This window comes from Acidobacteriota bacterium (assembly GCA_003696075.1).
Classification (GTDB): domain Bacteria; phylum Acidobacteriota; class Polarisedimenticolia; order J045; family J045; genus J045.
Genome location: RFHH01000057.1, coordinates 1 through 15,328, shown reverse-complemented (window position 1 = coordinate 15,328; position 15,328 = coordinate 1). Strand labels below are relative to the sequence as shown.

At 73.3% G+C, this 15,328-nt stretch carries 12 protein-coding genes and 1 pseudogene; 3 read left to right on the top strand and 10 right to left on the bottom strand.

Translation table 11 applies throughout. The features are described from left to right. The 8 genes from D6718_03610 to D6718_03575 all read right to left on the bottom strand — a co-directional run. On the bottom strand, nucleotides 1–400 hold a 400-nt coding region (locus tag D6718_03610; GenBank protein RMG47435.1), incomplete at its 3' end, for a mannose-1-phosphate guanylyltransferase. A gap of 3 nt (nucleotides 401–403) precedes the next feature. Next, entirely contained in the window at nucleotides 404–1,369 is a 966-nt protein-coding gene (locus tag D6718_03605) for an SDR family oxidoreductase (GenBank protein RMG47434.1), read from the bottom strand. Next, entirely contained in the window at nucleotides 1,366–2,697 is a 1,332-nt protein-coding gene (locus tag D6718_03600) for a UDP-glucose/GDP-mannose dehydrogenase family protein (GenBank protein ID RMG47433.1), read from the bottom strand. The genes D6718_03605 and D6718_03600 overlap by 4 nt, the downstream gene beginning before the upstream one ends. Continuing rightward, nucleotides 2,694–3,662 (bottom strand): SDR family NAD(P)-dependent oxidoreductase, encoded by a 969-nt coding sequence (locus D6718_03595; protein ID RMG47432.1) that lies wholly within the window; start codon nucleotides 3,660–3,662, stop codon nucleotides 2,694–2,696. The genes D6718_03600 and D6718_03595 overlap by 4 nt, the downstream gene beginning before the upstream one ends. A gap of 12 nt (nucleotides 3,663–3,674) precedes the next feature. Next, nucleotides 3,675–5,009: a nucleotide sugar dehydrogenase gene (locus D6718_03590; protein ID RMG47431.1), complete on the bottom strand. Its 1,335-nt coding sequence runs from the start codon at nucleotides 5,007–5,009 to the stop codon at nucleotides 3,675–3,677. Between the two features lie 87 nt (nucleotides 5,010–5,096). After that, nucleotides 5,097–6,215 carry an MCE family protein gene (locus D6718_03585; protein ID RMG47430.1) on the bottom strand — a complete coding sequence of 373 codons (1,119 nt, stop codon included), beginning with the start codon at nucleotides 6,213–6,215 and terminating at the stop codon, nucleotides 5,097–5,099. Beyond that, nucleotides 6,205–6,951 carry an ATP-binding cassette domain-containing protein gene (locus D6718_03580; protein RMG47437.1) on the bottom strand — a complete coding sequence of 249 codons (747 nt, stop codon included), beginning with the start codon at nucleotides 6,949–6,951 and terminating at the stop codon, nucleotides 6,205–6,207. Before D6718_03580 ends, D6718_03585 begins: the two co-directional genes overlap by 11 nt. A 38-nt stretch (nucleotides 6,952–6,989) precedes the next feature. Next, nucleotides 6,990–7,766, bottom strand: a complete 777-nt coding sequence (locus D6718_03575; GenBank protein ID RMG47429.1) for an ABC transporter permease — start codon at nucleotides 7,764–7,766, stop codon at nucleotides 6,990–6,992. 81 nt (nucleotides 7,767–7,847) lie between these two features. Between D6718_03575 and D6718_03570 the strand changes: the two genes are divergently transcribed. From D6718_03570 to D6718_03560, 3 genes and pseudogenes are all read left to right on the top strand, one after another. Further along, entirely contained in the window at nucleotides 7,848–8,570 is a 723-nt protein-coding gene (locus D6718_03570) for a 1-acyl-sn-glycerol-3-phosphate acyltransferase (GenBank protein RMG47428.1), read from the top strand. Continuing rightward, nucleotides 8,414–8,998: pseudogene (locus tag D6718_03565) on the top strand (hypothetical protein). Before D6718_03570 ends, D6718_03565 begins: the two are co-directional and overlap by 157 nt. A gap of 204 nt (nucleotides 8,999–9,202) precedes the next feature. Beyond that, nucleotides 9,203–10,012, top strand: a complete 810-nt coding sequence (locus D6718_03560) for an HD domain-containing protein (protein RMG47436.1) — start codon at nucleotides 9,203–9,205, stop codon at nucleotides 10,010–10,012. A gap of 54 nt (nucleotides 10,013–10,066) precedes the next feature. Here the strand turns inward: D6718_03560 and D6718_03555 are convergent, their stop codons facing one another. Together D6718_03555 and D6718_03550 are read right to left on the bottom strand one after the other, a co-directional pair. After that, nucleotides 10,067–11,191: a glycosyltransferase family 1 protein gene (locus tag D6718_03555; protein ID RMG47427.1), complete on the bottom strand. Its 1,125-nt coding sequence runs from the start codon at nucleotides 11,189–11,191 to the stop codon at nucleotides 10,067–10,069. Continuing rightward, nucleotides 11,188–12,666 (bottom strand): glycosyltransferase family 1 protein, encoded by a 1,479-nt coding sequence (locus tag D6718_03550; GenBank protein RMG47426.1) that lies wholly within the window; start codon nucleotides 12,664–12,666, stop codon nucleotides 11,188–11,190. The genes D6718_03555 and D6718_03550 overlap by 4 nt, the downstream gene beginning before the upstream one ends. Between the last annotated feature and the right edge of the window lie 2,662 nt (nucleotides 12,667–15,328).

The window sequence follows — 15,328 nt, the reverse complement described above, 5'->3', positions numbered from 1 at the left end:
CGGCCGAAAGCGCGGCGCGGAATCGCCCGAGCTCCTCGACCCTGTGGTCGGCGGGCAGCACCGCCGCCACCGCATCGGGCGCCGCCTCCAGGAGCCGCCGCATCGCCAGGGCGATCGCGGGCCCCGTGTCGCGGGGGGAGGGCTCGTGCCAGATCTCGAGTCCGGCCGCGCGGGGTTCCGCCGCGGCGAGGCGCGGCGCGAGGGAGGCCGGGGCGAGCAGCCGGACGCCGCCCGGGGCGACGAGCCCCTCCAGCCGGTCGAGCGTGGCCGCGAGAAGGGTGCGTCCCCCGCCCCCCAGCGGCAGCAGCGGCTTCGGCAGATCGGGGCCGCTCCAGGGCCACAGCCGCTTCCCCGCGCCGCCGGCGAGAACGAACGCCGCGTCGAGGGGAAAGGTGGACATCGCTCAGGCGGTCCCCGGCGCGCGGGTGAACCAGGCGATGGTGCGGGCCAGCCCCTCGTCGAGGGTGACGCTCGGCTCGTACCCGAGCGCCTCCCGCGCGGCGCCGATGTCGGCCAGCGAGTGGCGGATGTCGCCCGGTCGCGGGTCGGTGTGCTCCGGCTCGATCTCGACCTCGAGCAGCCGGCCGAGGCGGGCGACCAGCTCGAGGAGGGAGACCCGCTGCCCGCACGCGATGTTGTAGGCTCGGCCGCACGCGCTCTCCGGCGCCTCGGCCGCCTTGAGGTTCGCCTGGACGACGTTCTCCACGTACGAAAAGTCGCGGGTCTGGCCGCCGTCCCCGTAGATCGTCGGGGCTTTTCCGGCAGCCATGCGGGCGATGAACCGCGGGATGACCGCGGCGTACTCCGAGGCGGGATCCTGCCGCGGGCCGAACACGTTGAAGTAGCGCAGGGCCACCGTCGGCAGGCCGTAGAGCCGGTGGAACAGGGCGCAGTAGCTCTCCGCGGCGAGCTTGTCGAGACCGTACGGCGAGATCGGCGCCGGCGGCTGCGTTTCGACCTTCGGCAGCGTGGGAGAATCGCCGTAGACCGAGGAGGAAGAGGCGAAGACGAACCGGCGGACGCCCGCGTCCCGCGCCGCCAGCAGCATGGTCAACGTCCCGTCCACGTTCACCTGATGGGAGCCGAGCGGATCCTCCACCGAGCGCGCCACGGAGGGAAGCGCCGCCTCGTGGAAGACCCACTCGCACCCGGCGACGGCCGCCGCGGCGTCGCCCGCGTCGCGCACGTCGCCGCAGAGCAGCTCGAACGAGGCGCCGCCGCGGCGCGCCCATTCCTCCGCCTCGGCGAGGTTCTCGCGGCGGCCGGTGGCGAAGTTGTCCAGCACGCGGACGTCGATCCCGCGGAGCAGGAGAGCCTCCACGAGGTTCGACCCGATGAATCCTCCCCCTCCCGTCACCAGGGCCTTCACGCGCGCGCCTCCCTTCCTCCCGCTGCGGGCCGCCCCACGGCGACGTAGGTGAAACCGAGGCGGGCCAGGTCATCCGGCTCGTAGACGTTCCTCAGGTCGATCATCACCTTGCGCGCGAGCGCCGCGCCGAGCCGGTCGAGATCGAGATTGCGGAACTGGTTCCACTCGGTGGCGATCACCACCGCGTCGGCGCCCTCGCACGCCCGGTATTCGTCCGGGGCGAGCTCCCCCTCGAAGCCGGCGGCCCGGGCGTTGTCCCCCGCGACCGGGTCGAAGGCGCGGACGCGGGCGCCGGAGCGCACGAGCTCCGCGGCGATCTTCAGGGCCGGGGACTCCCTCACGTCGTCGGTGTTCGGCTTGAACGACAGCCCCAGCAGCGCGACGGTCGTCCCGGCCAGCTCTCCGCCGAGGGCGTTGCGGATCTTCTCCACCATCACCGCCGGCCGCGCGTCGTTGACCTCCACGGCCGCCCGGACGAGGCGCATCGGCTGGCCGTACTCCTCGCCCGTCGCGATGAGCGCCCTCGTGTCCTTCGGGAAGCAGGACCCGCCGAAACCCGGGCCGGGGTGGAGGAACAGCCGGCCGATCCGGCGGTCGAGCCCCATGCCCCGGGCGATGTCGTGCACGTCGGCCCCCACGCGGTCGGCGAGGTCCGCCATCTCGTTGATGAAGGAGATCTTCATCGCGAGGAACGCGTTCGACGCGTACTTGATCAGCTCCGCGGTGCGGCGGTTGGTGTGCACGATGGGCGTTTCGATGAGGTAGAGCGGGCGGTAGAGATCCTCCAGGATGGCGCGCGACTGCTCGTCCTCCGTCCCGATGACGACCCGGTTGGGCCGCATGAAGTCCTCGATCGCGGCTCCCTCCCGGAGGAACTCCGGATTGGACGCGACGCTGAACGGATGCCGGCCGCCCGACCGCTCGCGGATCAGCGCCTCCACCCGGTCCCCCGTGCCCACCGGCACCGTCGACTTGAGAACGATCACCTTGTAGCCGCACAGGACGTCGGCGATCCGGCCGGCCACCTCGAGCACGGAACCGAGGTCGGCCCTCCCGTGAGGGTCCTGCGGCGTTCCGACGGTGATGAACAGCACGAGGTTGTCGCGCACCGCTCCCGCGAGGTCGGTCGAGAAGCGAAGGCGCCCGGCGGCCAGGTTGCGGGCGACGAGGGCATCGAGGCCCGGCTCGTAGATCGGGACCTCTCCCCGCTGCAGCGCCTCCACCTTCGGCTCGTCGACGTCGATGCAGGTGACCCGGGTACCGAACTCGGCGAAACAGGCGCCGCTCACCAGGCCGACGTAGCCGGTGCCGATCACCGCGATGTTCATGATCCGTCACCCCCGCGCCGGTCGCGGTACCAGCGCACGAAGCGGGCGATCCCCTCCTCGATCGGGACCCGCGGATCGTAGCCCAGCTCGGACCGGGCCCGCGAGATGTCGGCGAAGGTCACCGGGACGTCCCCCGGCTGGGGCGGCAGCGGCTCGATCTCCGGCTCGCGCCCCAGGGCCCGGCCGATGAGGCCGACCAGCTCCGACAGCGCGACCGTGCGCGCTTCGCCGAGGTTGTACATCCGGAAGCCCGCGGCGCGGTCGAGCGCGGCGACGACCCCGTCGATGCAATCGTCGATGTAGGTGTAGTCCCGCCGGCTGGAGCCGTCGCCGTACATCGGCACCGGCCGGCCCTCGTCGATGAGGCGGGTGAACTTGTGGATCGCCATCTCGGGCCGCTGCCGCGGGCCGTAGACGGTGAAGAACCGGAGCCCGATCGCATCCATCCCGTACAGATGGTGGAACGTCCACGCGATCAGCTCCGTCGCCCGCTTCGTCGCCGCGTAGGGGGAGATCGGCCGCTCGACCGGATCCTCCTCGGAGAAGGGAACCTTCTCGTTACCCCCGTAGACGCTGCTGGACGAGGCGAACACGATGCGGCGGACCTTCGCCCGGCGCGCCGCCTCGAACAGGACCGTCGTCCCGCGGACGTTCACGTCCGCGTACAGCGCCGGCTGCGCCAGCGACGGCCGGACGCCCGCGCGCGCGGCGAGGTGGACGACGGCGTCGAAGCGCTCCGAGGCGAACAGCGCGTCGAGCGCCTTCGCGTCGCGCACGTCCCCTTCCACCAGCCGGAACCGGGCGGAGCGCAGCGCCCCCGCCACGTTCCGCCGCTTCGTCTCGGCGGGATAGAAGTCGTCGAAGTTGTCCAGCCCGACCACCCGGTCGCCGCGGGCCAGCAGGCGATCGACGAGGTGCGACCCGATGAACCCGGCCGCGCCGGTCACGAGAACGGTCCGAGGCATGTCCGCGCCAGTCTACAGGCGAACGACCCGGTCGCGAAGCGCCCCGAGTCCCGCGGTCGCGTTCCGGGTGTCGAAGACGAGCGGCGCCTCCCGCACGACGGTCGCGTAGTCGACCCCGTCGTGGTCGGTGAGGATGATCACGGCGTCCTGCTTCCTGAGCGTCTCCGGCTCGAGCGGGACGCTCGGCACCGGGCCCGAGGGCAGCTCGAGCGATGGCACGAACGGGTCGTGGTAGCTCAGCTCGGCACCCTGCGCGCGGAGCAGCTCCATGACGTCGATCGCCGGCGACTCGCGGGTGTCGGCGGTGTTCTTCTTGTACGCGACCCCGAGGGCGAGGATGCGGGACCCGTTCACCGGCTTGCGCCTCTCGTTGAGCAGTCCCGCCAGCCGGCGGACGACGTGCGCCGGCATGCCGCGGTTGATCTCGGCGGCGAGGTCGATGAAACGGGTGAAGAAGTTCAGCGAGCGGAGCTTCCAGCTCAGGTAGTGGGGATCGATCGGGATGCAGTGGCCGCCGAGACCCGGCCCCGGATAGAACGGCATGAACCCGAACGGCTTGGTGGCCGCGGCGTCGATCACCTCCCAGACGTCGATCCCGAGGCGCTCGCAGATCAACGCGAACTCGTTGACGAGGCCGATGTTGATCAGCCGGAAGGTGTTCTCGAGCAGCTTCACCATCTCGGCCGCGCGCGCGGAGGAGACGACGTGCACCTCCGGGATCGCCGCCCGGTAGACCTTCGCCGCCAGCTCCCCGCACTCCGGCGTCACCCCGCCCACGACTTTCGGCGTGTTCTCCGTCTTGTATTTCGGGTTCGAGGGATCGACGCGCTCGGGCGAGAAGGCGAGGAAGAACTCCTCGCCACAGCGCAGCCCGCGACGCTCCAGCGCCGGGCGGATCACCTCGTCGGTGGTGCCGGGGTAGGTCGTCGATTCGAGGACGACGAGCTGGCCCGGCCGCAGCCTCGCCCCGATCTCCTCGGCCGCCGACACGACGTAGGAGATGTCGGGATCGAGCGTCTTGCGGAGAGGCGTGGGCACGCAGATGAAGATCGCGTCCATCTCCGCCAGCCCGTCGAATTCCGACGTCGCCCGCAGGCGGCCCGCCCCGACGAGAGCCGACACCTGCTCGTCCGTCAGGTCGTGGATGTAGGTCCGCCCCGCGTTCACCGACTCGACCTTCTTCGGGTCGACGTCGAAGCCGGTGACCGGGAAGCCGGCGCGGCCGAAGACCTCGGCCAGCGGGAGGCCGACGTAGCCGAGGCCGATCACCCCGATCCGCGCTCGGCGGGTGTCGATCGCCTCGGTCAGCCTCTGCTGCAGCCTGCCGGCGACGCGCTGTTCTGCCATGCCTGTCCGCTCCCGCGGGCCCGGGGACCGGACCCGCCCGAAAGCCGCCGGGCGGGCACGCACCCGTCCGGCACGCCGGAGAAAGGCTCAGGAGCCGGAGCCCGCCTCCCGCTGCCCACCTTTACGGTGATAACGCCTGAGAAGCCACGAGACCAGCCGGCTGCGGCGCATCCCCGTGATGAGCTGCTCCACGTCGTCGTAGAGGGTCGGCTCGTTGACCAGCAGCCCGAGGGTGCCTTCACCCTCGTCGATCTTGCGCGTGATCGAGGCGAGCCGGGCCATCGTCTCGTCGACGTTGCGCGCCAGCCGGTCCGCCAGCTCCTCGTCGGCGACCAGCCGCTCGACCAGCCCCCGCCGCTCGTCGAGCCGCTCCCCGAGCCGTCTGATGGAGGCCGCCGCGGCGGACAGATCGTCGACCATCTGTTCGGCCTCCCCCTCGGCGGCCAGCCGGCCGAGGGCTCCCCGGCCCTGCTCGATCCCCTCCACGATCCGGCCGGCGGCCTCGAGCAGTTCGGACAGCCGCGCCGTCACGTCGCGCCCGTACTGCTCGTCGGCGAGCAGCCGCGCCACGAGTCCCTCGCCCCGCTGCATCCGGAGGAGAACGTCGTTCATCGAGGCGAGCACGGTGTTGAGCCGGGTGAGGGTCTCGTTGCCGAACTCCGGGTCGACGATCGCCTTGCCCAACAGGCCCTCCCCGCGGCGCATCGCGCCGAGGATCTCGCGGAGGTCGGCGGTGATCTCCTCGAGGGTGTCGGCGATCGTCCGTCCCGTCTCGAGGATCGGCTCGACCTCGGCGGGAGGAATGAACGAGCCCGGGGGCAGGACCTTCCCCTCCGGATCGCCGGGGGTCAGGTCGACGGCCTTCTCGTTGGCCACCATCTGCAGGAAGACGAGCTGCGCGGTCGTGCCCTCCCGGACGCGGGCCGCGTACTCGCGGTTCACCGTCATCACCACCTCGATCCCCTGCGACGTCGGATCGGTCGGCAGGATGATGCGGCGGACCGAGCCGACGCGCACGCCCGCCATCGTGACGGGGGAGCCCACGCGCAACCCCGACGCGTCGGCGAAGTTGGTGCGGAATGTCAACTTGGGCACGAACAGCTGCGTCTCCTGCCCGATCACGAGCATGGCCACCGCGAACACGGCGAGGGCCGCCAGGACGACGAGCCCGACCCAAAGACTCTGGTACCTGCTCTCACGAGCCATGGTCTGCCTCCAGGACGCCGCCGCGGATGAACCCCGAGAAGACGGGGTCGTCGCAGCGGCGCGCTTCCTCGACGGTGCCGAGGAATCGGATCACGCCTTCGTGGAGGAAAGCGATCCTGTTGCCCACCTTGAACGCCGAGACGATGTCGTGCGTCACCACGACCGAGGTGACGCCGAGTTGCCGCTGCATCGACAGGATCAGGTCGTTGATCGTGTTCGCGGTGACGGGATCGAGGCCGGTGGTCGGCTCGTCGTAGAGGATGGCCTGCGGCGTGACGGCGATCGCCCGGGCGAGGGCCACCCGCTTGCGCATCCCGCCCGACAGGGAAGCCGGCATCAGGGCCCGGACGCTCCGATCGAGGCCGACGAGGCCGAGCACCTCGTCGATCCGGCGGTCGATCCGCTCCTCGTCCCATCCCGCCTCCCGCAGCGGGAAGCCGACGTTCTCGGCCACGTCCATCGAGTCGAACAGGGCGCCGCCCTGGAACAGGAACCCGATCTCCCTCCGGACCGGAACCAGCTCGTCCTCGCTCAGGTCCTGGATCTCGCGGCCGAGGACCCGGACGACGCCGCGGTCGGGGCGGGTGAGCCCGACGATGTGCCGCAGGGTGACCGACTTCCCGCTCCCGGACGCGCCGAGGACGACCAGCGTCTCGCCCGGCCGCACGGCCAGGTCGACTCCGCGGAGCACCGGCTTGCCGTCGAAGCTCTTGTGGACGCCGAGCAGTTCGATCAGCGCCCCCGCTCCCTCCGGGGGCGCCCCCGCGGGCGCGCTCACCAGACCGCTCCTCCGAAGGCGGACTGGAGCAGCAGAAACGCCTTCGCGAGGAAGAAGTTGCTGATGAAGATCGCCAGCGCCGCCGCGACGACGGTGTTGGTGGTCGAGCGGCCGACGCCGGTGGCGCCGCCGCTGGTCGCCAGGCCGTTGCGGCAGGCGATGATCCCGATGAAGTAGGCGAAGAAGAACGTCTTGCCGGTCCCGGAGAGGATGTCGCCGATCAGCAGCATCTCCCTCACCTTCGACCAGTAGTAATCGGCGCTCTGCCCGATCTCGACGACGGCGATGTACAGGCCGCCCAGAACGCCGAGCAGGTCGCCGAGCACGGTCAGCACCGGCAGCATCACGATGAGGGCGGCGAGGCGGGGAACGACGAGCTTCTTCACCGGGCTCGCCCCGAGCGCCCGCAGCGCGTCGATCTGCTCGGTCACCTGCATCGAGCCGAGCTCGGCGGTGATGCCCGCCCCGACCCGCGCGGCCAGCATGATCGCCGTGAGGACGGGGCCCAGCTCCCGCACCACCGAGAGGCTGACGAAGCTACCGACGTAGAGCTTGGCGCCGTAGGCGGCGAGCGTGTAGGAGACCTGCAGCGCCATGACCGCACCGGTGAAGATCATCGTGAGGCCCACGAGCGGGAGCGAGCGGACCCCGATCCGGTACATCTGGTCGAGGATCAGGCGGGACTCGAACGGCCGGCGGAGGCCGTAGCGCACGCTGTCCCGCGTGAGCAGCGCGACCTCACCCAGCTCGGTGACGAAATCGGCCAGCGGCATCGGTCCCGCACGTTACCGACCGCCCTCACCGGCGGTCAACCGCGCTCCCCCACACCCCCGCTTCCGGCTATCCTGCGCCCCATGCTGCGGGGACTGCTCGTCGTGGCGGTTCATCTGCTCCTGGTGCCGGTCCTGGCGCTGACCGGGATCATCGTCCATTCCCTGGCTCCCCGCCTCGAGATCATCCCCCGGTTCGGGAAACTGTGGGCCGGCGCGGTGATGGCGGCGGGCGGGGTCCGGCGGCGCGTGGTCGGCCGCGAGATCGTCGAGCGGACGCGACCCGCGGTCGTCGTCGGGAACCACACCTCGCACCTCGACACCTACCTCTTCGTCCACATCCTACCCCCGCCCTTCCGCGTGGTGGCCAAGGCGCCGTTGTTCCGGATCCCGTTTTTCGGCCAGGCGATGCGGGCCGCCGGGATGGTGCCGGTCGACCGGCTCGGCCGGAAGGAGGACATCGAGCGCGTGGACCGGCTCCGCCACGCGCTGCGGGAGGGGGCGCTGCTCGTCTTCTTCCCCGAGGGGACGCGCCGGCGCGACGGCCGGCTCGGCCCGTTCAAGAAGGGGGCCTTCGTGGTCGCGATCCAGGAGCAGGTGCCGATCGTGCCGATGGTCATCGAGGGCGCGCACCGGATCCATCCCCCCGGATCGATCCGCTTCCGCCCCGGCACGGTGACCGTCCGCTTTCTGGAGCCGATCCCGACGACCGGGTTGACGTTCGAGGACCGGGACGCGTTGATCGCCGAGGTGCGCTCGCGATTCATCGCGGCTCTTCCCCCGGATCAGCGCCCGGAGGAGCCGTGACCGGCGAAGCTCCGGCTGCCCGGCTGGCCCGGCGGATCGGGTCCGATCCCCTGCTGCGCGCGATCGCCGCGGAGGCGGCGCGCCAGGATCTCGAGGTGTACGCCGTCGGCGGACTGGTGCGGGACATCCTCCTTCGCCGCCGGGCCCGGGACGTGGATCTCATCGCCGGGGCGGGAGCCGGCGGCCTCCTCTCCTGGCTCGCCGAGCGTTCGAGCCATCGTCCCGTCACCTTCGCCAAGCGCGTGGTCAACCACCGGCTCACGATCGGCGGGCGCACGGTGGACGTGGTCGAGCTCGGGGAGCGCTCCCTCGCGGAGGAGCTGGCCCGGCGCGATTTCACGATCGACGCCATCGCCTGGGACCTGCGGTATGGCCGGCTCGTCGATCCGTGCGGGGGACTGGGCGACCTCGCGGAGGCGAGGCTTCGGCCGCCGCGACCCGATGCCTTCCGCTGCGATCCGCTGCGGCTCCTCCGCGCGGTCCGGCTTCGCGCCGAGATCCCCCGCCTCACGCCGGACGCGGAGACGGAGCGGCGCATGGCCGCCGAGGCCCCGCTGCTGGCGCGCGCGGCCCCGGAGAGGATCCGCGAGGAGATCGACCGGACGTTCCTCACCCCGCGCGGCGGGCGCGCGATGGCCGAGGCGGACCGGCTGGGGCTCATCGAGCCGTGGTTGCCGGAGTCGCGCCCGTTGCGGGGACTGATCCAGAACCGCTACCACCACCTCGACGCGTGGCGACACACGCTCGCCGCCCTCGCCGCCGCCGACCGGCCGCGCCGGCTCGCGCCGGGGCTGTTGCCGCCGCGATGGCCGCGCGTTCCGGCGGACCCCGAGGGGCCGCCGCGACCCGATCCGGACGAGGCGCGGCTCGTGCTGCGGTGGGCGCTGCTCCTGCACGACCTCGGCAAGGCGGCCACCCGGGCGCTCAACCGGCGTGGAGAGGTCAGCTTTCACGGGCACGAGACGGTCGGGGAGCGGATCGCGAAGGAGGTGACCCGCCGGCTGGCCTTCCCCGGCCCCCGGGCCGAGGCGGTGGCGCGGCTCGTCAGGCTGCACCTCCGGCTGGTGATCCCGCCCGAGGGGCGCCTGTCCGAGCGCGCGCTCGCGCGGATCGCCCGCGCCGCGGGCCCGTACACCGAGCTGCTCGCCCTGCACGCGCTCGCCGACCAGCTCGCCAGCCGCGGGGTCGGCTGGCGGCGCACGCGCCGCCGCCTCCTCGACACCGTGGCGGCGCTTTTCGAGGTGGAACGCGAAATCGACGCGCGGCGCCGGCGCGGCCGGCTCCTCACGGGTCGCGACGTTCTCGACCGCCTCGGAATCGCGCCGGGCCCCCGGGTGGGGGAGATCCTCCGCGAGGCGGAGCGCCTCCGCGATCTCGGGGAGCTGGAAACGCGCGAGCAGGCGCTCGCCTGGCTCGAGCGGTGGCGCCCGGACCGAGCCTGAGCCGCGGGCGCCGGCGTCCCGGCCCCTCGCCGCCGGGAAGCCGGCGTGGCTCGCTCAGGAACTCCTGGCGCCCGCGGCCGCGCGCCGGATGGCGTCGAAGGTCGCCCGGGCCGTCTCCCGCCAGTCGAAGCGGCGCGCGCGCCGCCGGCCGGCGTCGGCGAGCCGCCGGGCCAGCTCGGGCTCGCCGCGGAGCGCGCTCAGCGCGGCGGCGACCGCCTCCGGCGTGGCGTCCTCCACCCACAGCGCCGCCTCGCCGAGGACCTCGGGAAGGCTCGCACGGCGCAGGGCCACCACGGGCGTGCCGCACGCGGCCGCCTCGAGCGCCGGAAAGCCGAATCCCTCGTAGACGGACAGGTACACGAGCGCGCGGGCTCCGGCGATCAGGCCGCGCAGATGCGTCTCGGGAACCCACTCCCGGCGCAGGACGCGGCCGGCGAGCCCCCTCGCCTCGATCAGGCCGGAGAGGTCGGGGCCGCGCCGCCCGGAGGGCCCGGCGACGACCAGCCGGAGCTCTTCCTCCTCGGCGGCGGCGCGCGCGAAGGCGTCGAGCAGCAGGTCGGGGCGGCGCCGCGCGTGGACCTCGCCGAGGTGCAGCAGGTAGGGCCGGTCGGTTCCCAGCCAGGCGCGGGCGCGGGCGAGCTCTTCCGGCGCCGGCGGTTCGAGCCAGCGAGGTTCGAGCGCGAGCGGCGCGACGACGATGCGTTCCTCGGGAACGCCGAGGCGGTCGCGGATCTCGCCAGCCGAGAAACGGCTCACCGTCAGCACGGCCCGCGCCCGGTGCGCGGAGGGGCGGGCCAGGGCGAAGGCGAGGCGCGCGCGTCGCGTGAACCACTCCGGCCGGGCGGCGAACGACACGTCGTGGATCGTCACCACCATCGGCAGCCGCGCCGCGAGCGGCAGCGTGTAGAACGGGCCCCACAGGACGTCCGGCGGATCGCGCCGCAGCCGGGCCGCGAGCCGCACCTGGCGCCACGCCGGATCGCCCCCCGGCAGGGGCCACCGGAGCACCTCCAACCGGTCGGGAGGCTCGACGCGGTCCGCGACCGGCCCGTCGGCGTACAGCTCCAGGCGCTCGCCGGGACGCCGCACCTCGGGCCAGGCGGACAGCAACCCCCGGAGGTAGCGGGCGACGCCCGTCGGGCGGTGGGCGAGGACTCTCGCGTCGACGCCGATCCTCATGCTCCCGCCCGCCCCGCGAGGCCGCGGTAGACCTCGGCGACCTCCCGCGCCACCGCCTCCGGCTCGAAGCGCCGCGCCCGGGCGACCCGGGCGCGCCCTTGCTCGGTGCGCGGTCCCGGCGCGTCCAGCGCCGCCTCGATCGCGCGCGCCAGCGCTTCGGGCTCCGGCCCCTCGGCGGGAAAGCCCGCATCGCCCACCACCTCCCGGGTCGCCTCGGCGGGGCCGACCGCGACGGGGAGACCGCACGCCAGCGCCTCGGCGGCCGGAAGGCCGAAACCCTCTTCGTCCGAGGCGACGACCACCGCCGACGCGCCGCGGAGCAACCGCCGGCGTTCCTCCCGGCTGACCACCCCGGCGAACCGGACGCTCCTCGCCACGCCGAGTTCGCGCGCCGCGCGGGCCGCGGCGGCCCGGCCCGGACCCGGGCCTCCGGTCATGACGAGGAGGACATCCGGGCGGCGGCGGGCGACGAGAGCGAAGGCGGGGAGGAGCCGCCGCGTGACCCCCTTGAGCGGGTCGAAGCCGCCCAGGTGGAGCAGGTACGGCGGCCCCGTCCTGACCTCCCCGGGCGGTCCGAACAGCGCCGCATCCACCGGGGCCGGGACGACGCGGATGCGCCGCGCCGGGACCTCGAACCGCTCGCGAAGAGCCCGCGCCGTGAACTCGCTGACCGCCAGCACGACGTCGGCGCGCGCGGCGGCGGCGAGGGAGAGGGAGAAGACGACGCGATTGCGCCACGGGAAGAGCTTCGGGTGACGCAGCGGGATCAGGTCGTGCACCGTGGCGACCCACGGGATGCGCCGCGGGACTCGCGGGGGGGCCAGGAAGGTGGCGTGGAACAGCTCGGCGCCGCTGCCGAGGAGCCAGCGCGGGCCGAGCAGGCGTCCCCAGACGACCGCCGGTCCCGGCGGCTTCCAGGCCACGATCGTCTCGAAGCGGCCCCCGCCGTCTCCGGGGAGCGGTTCGAGGCCGGATCCGGAGCCGACGAGCACTCCGATCCGCCATTCCGGCTCCGCCCTCGCGAGGCCGCCGAGCAGTTCGCGAACGTACGCCCCCACGCCGCGCGACGCCGTCGGCCCCTGGAGCGGTCTGGCGTCGAGCAGCGGGAACAAGGGAGCCGTCAGAACAGCTTGAGGACGACCAGCAGGAACTCGAGGTCGCCCTCGACTTCGGGGATGTCGCTCTGGAGTGCGTAGCCGGCGTCGAAGCGGATCAGCGTCTGCCACGGGCCCGGGAAGTTCGCCGCCAGCCCGGCGCCCGTGTGCGTGGTGCGACGGCCGTCGCGCAGGTCGTCCACGCGCGCCTGCTCGACGACCGCCTCGAAGCGGAGGAAGTCGGCGACGCTGAACTTGTAGGTGAGCTGGGCCTGCAGCCCGCGGTCGTACCGGATCCCCGAGCCGCCGAACCCGCGCAGGCGGGTGCCGCTCAGGAATCCGAAGGTGTAGGCGGAGAACCGGTCGAGGTCCCGCCCCCACCGGTAATCCGCCGAGATCTCGAGCTCCTGGAAATGGGGAAAGAAGAAGGTCTTCTGGGCGACGAGGGCGTAGGTCTCGAAGGTCCGCGCGCGCGCCACCTCCTCGGCCGTCGGCCGCTCGGCGGCGAACCCCCAGGGCTCCCAGCGGGACCGGCGCGAGCGCGCTCCGCGCAGCTCGAAACCCCAACCGGCGCGGTCGAAGGCGAGCGCCAGGCGGCCCGTCGTGACGAAATGGTCCGGGGGAAGCCGGAAGTCGCCGAGCAGCCCGCTCGGATCCTCCCCCGTCCGGCCGTCGCGGCCGTAGTCGACGTAGTCGAGGTCGAATCCCCCGCGCAGCTTGAAGAAGTTCCCCAGCGGGTATCCCGCGCGGAGCGACAGCGACTGGGTGCGCCGCTTGACGCGCCGGCCGACGAGCTCCGTGCCGCGTTCGTACACCTTGTCGGTCACGGCGAAGCCGAGCAGGTTGAGGTTCGCCGCGGCGTCGATCCGGGTGCCGAGGAAATTCGGATCGGAGAGGGTCACGTTCGCCAGCGCCCCGGCGAAGAAGACGTTCAGCAGCTCGTCGCCCCCGAACGTGTCGAGGTCGATGAAGTTGAAGCCCGCCAGGGGAATGATCTCGTCGGCGCCGCGATCGTCGAGCAGCCCGCCGACCGCGAACCACTGGCGCGTCTTGGCTTCCTTTTCGACCCGGCCCCCTTCCTCCGTCCGGGCGAGCCACTTGAACCCCTCGCCGGTGTCCCGGAGCATCTGCGCGCGCGAGGCGTACGCCTCCGCCCTCGCCTGAGCGAAAGCCGGGTCGTTGATCCTCGGCGGGCCGAAGCTCCACTCCTGGAGGACGACGAGGTTGTTGCCGGCGACCGTCTGGATGATCTGCCCCTCGAGGTGGTCGAGCAGCCAGTAGACCGTCCCGTCGGGCCCTTCGTACGGGCGGTAGAGCCGGGTCTCCTCGCGGCTGACGAGCGGCGGCGCGAGATGGGTCTGGACGCTGGAGACCTGGACCAGAGCCGCCGTCGCGCGGTCGATCCAGGCGCGGCCCCGGTGCAGAGAGAGGGGGGCGTCGGGGTCGGCCGGCTCGAAGGCGAGGCGCCAGCAGTCGCGGCCGTCGACGACCTCGCGTCCCTCCAGCGTGTAGCGGTACCTCCGGTCGAGCTCGAGGACCAGCGGCTCCTGGATGACCCGCTCCCACCGCACCAGAGGAATCTCGGGGACCTTCTTCCAGTCGAGCCGCACGCCGTCGATGTACTTCTCGTCGATGACCCACTCCCCTCCGGTGTCCGGGTCCCAGAAGTAACGCCCCTCGAGGGTGAGATCGACCGTTCCGGTGAACTGGCCGTACCGGGGCCGGAAGCTGATCCGGCCGTGCCGCATCACCGACCGGAGGCGGTCCTCCTGGAAGGCGCGGAACCGCTGGTGGGCGGCGATCACCTCCTCCGCCGTCACGACGCGGGAGGCCTGAACCTCCTCGCTCTCCTCCTCCACGGGCAGCGCTCCCTGGCCGTGCCGGCGCGTCACCACCAGGGCCAGCGGCCGCCGCTCGAGCGGGACGGTGAGCTCGATCGTCCCCTCACCCGCCGGGCGGGGCGGCACCAGGCGTTCCCGGCCGCGGGCGAGGTCGATCACGCGGAAGCCGCGCCGGCCGGCCGCCGACAGGCGCCAGCGCGCCTCGCCGGATCCCCTGCCCCAGTAGACGAGCCACTCCTCGGACCGCTCCTCGTCGAAGAGCCGGAACCAGCCGTCCGGTCCCTCGGCCTCGATCCCCGCGCCCGCCGAGGGGGCAGGTGCCAGCTCCGGTCCGAGCGCCGCCGCCACCCGGCCCGTCTCCGGATCGGGCAGTCCCGGCAGCAGGACGAGCGATGCGCCCGCGTGGAGCGCCTCGGCCGCACGGGCGAGCGTTTCGTCGGCATCGGGGCCCGGGGAAACCACGGTCCACAGCGGCGCCCCGGGATCGACCTCGAGCAGCGCCCGCGCCGCCGCTCCCACCGCTTCCGCGTCCGGGGCCGCCTCCTCTCCCAGCAGCCAGCCGTCGACGTAGGGGGCCAGGTCGCCGGTCTCGCGGTAGGCGCGCCGCAGCAACTCCAGTTCCTCGGCGTTCCGGACCCGCGCCGCGATGCCGGCCGAGGGATCCTCCGCTCCCAGCGTCACGGCGCTCGACTTGAGTTCGTAGGCGGCGCGGGCCGCCGCTCCGGGATCGGCCGGGTCGCCGCAGGCGCACAGCACGTCCACCGCGTACCAGTCGGCCCGGCCCCCGGTCTCCCGCGCCACCCGCCGCAACCAGGCGAGCCAGTCGCGCCGCTGCGCCTCGGCCAGGCCCGACGGCTGATCGACCGGAAGCCCTCCGAGAAGGAGCGCGAGCCGTGCCTCCTCCCCCGCGCGGGCCGCCGCCGCCTCCAGCGCTGCGGCGATCGACGCCGGGGGGGCGGGGTAGGCCGCCTCGATCGCCCACCAGGCCGGCGCGGGGCCGCCGCCCGCCGGCTGCGGAGCTCCGGCGAGCTCGCTGGCGACGACGAGCGCGCCGATGGCGTGGGCCGGGCGAGGGGGCCGCTCGGTTCCGGGGAGGAAGCCCCCCGCACGGCCCGGGACGGCGGCGGCGGCGAGCACGGCGGCGAGGGCGAGGGGCGCGAAGGGGCGGGGCTTCGGGGAACGCGTCATGCGGGGCCTTTCCG

What these genes read in the sequence shown, in the direction of transcription:
- D6718_03570 (RMG47428.1), top strand. Translation starts at nt 7,848, where the DNA reads ATGCTGCGGGGACTGCTCGTCGTGGCGGTTCATCTGCTCCTGGTGCCG.
- D6718_03595 (RMG47432.1), bottom strand. Translation starts at nt 3,662, where the DNA reads ATGCCTCGGACCGTTCTCGTGACCGGCGCGGCCGGGTTCATCGGGTCG.
- D6718_03590 (RMG47431.1), bottom strand. Translation starts at nt 5,009, where the DNA reads ATGGCAGAACAGCGCGTCGCCGGCAGGCTGCAGCAGAGGCTGACCGAG.
- D6718_03585 (RMG47430.1), bottom strand. Translation starts at nt 6,215, where the DNA reads ATGGCTCGTGAGAGCAGGTACCAGAGTCTTTGGGTCGGGCTCGTCGTC.
- D6718_03575 (RMG47429.1), bottom strand. Translation starts at nt 7,766, where the DNA reads ATGCCGCTGGCCGATTTCGTCACCGAGCTGGGTGAGGTCGCGCTGCTC.
- D6718_03560 (RMG47436.1), top strand. Translation starts at nt 9,203, where the DNA reads ATGGCCGAGGCGGACCGGCTGGGGCTCATCGAGCCGTGGTTGCCGGAG.
- D6718_03555 (RMG47427.1), bottom strand. Translation starts at nt 11,191, where the DNA reads ATGAGGATCGGCGTCGACGCGAGAGTCCTCGCCCACCGCCCGACGGGC.
- D6718_03600 (RMG47433.1), bottom strand. Translation starts at nt 2,697, where the DNA reads ATGAACATCGCGGTGATCGGCACCGGCTACGTCGGCCTGGTGAGCGGC.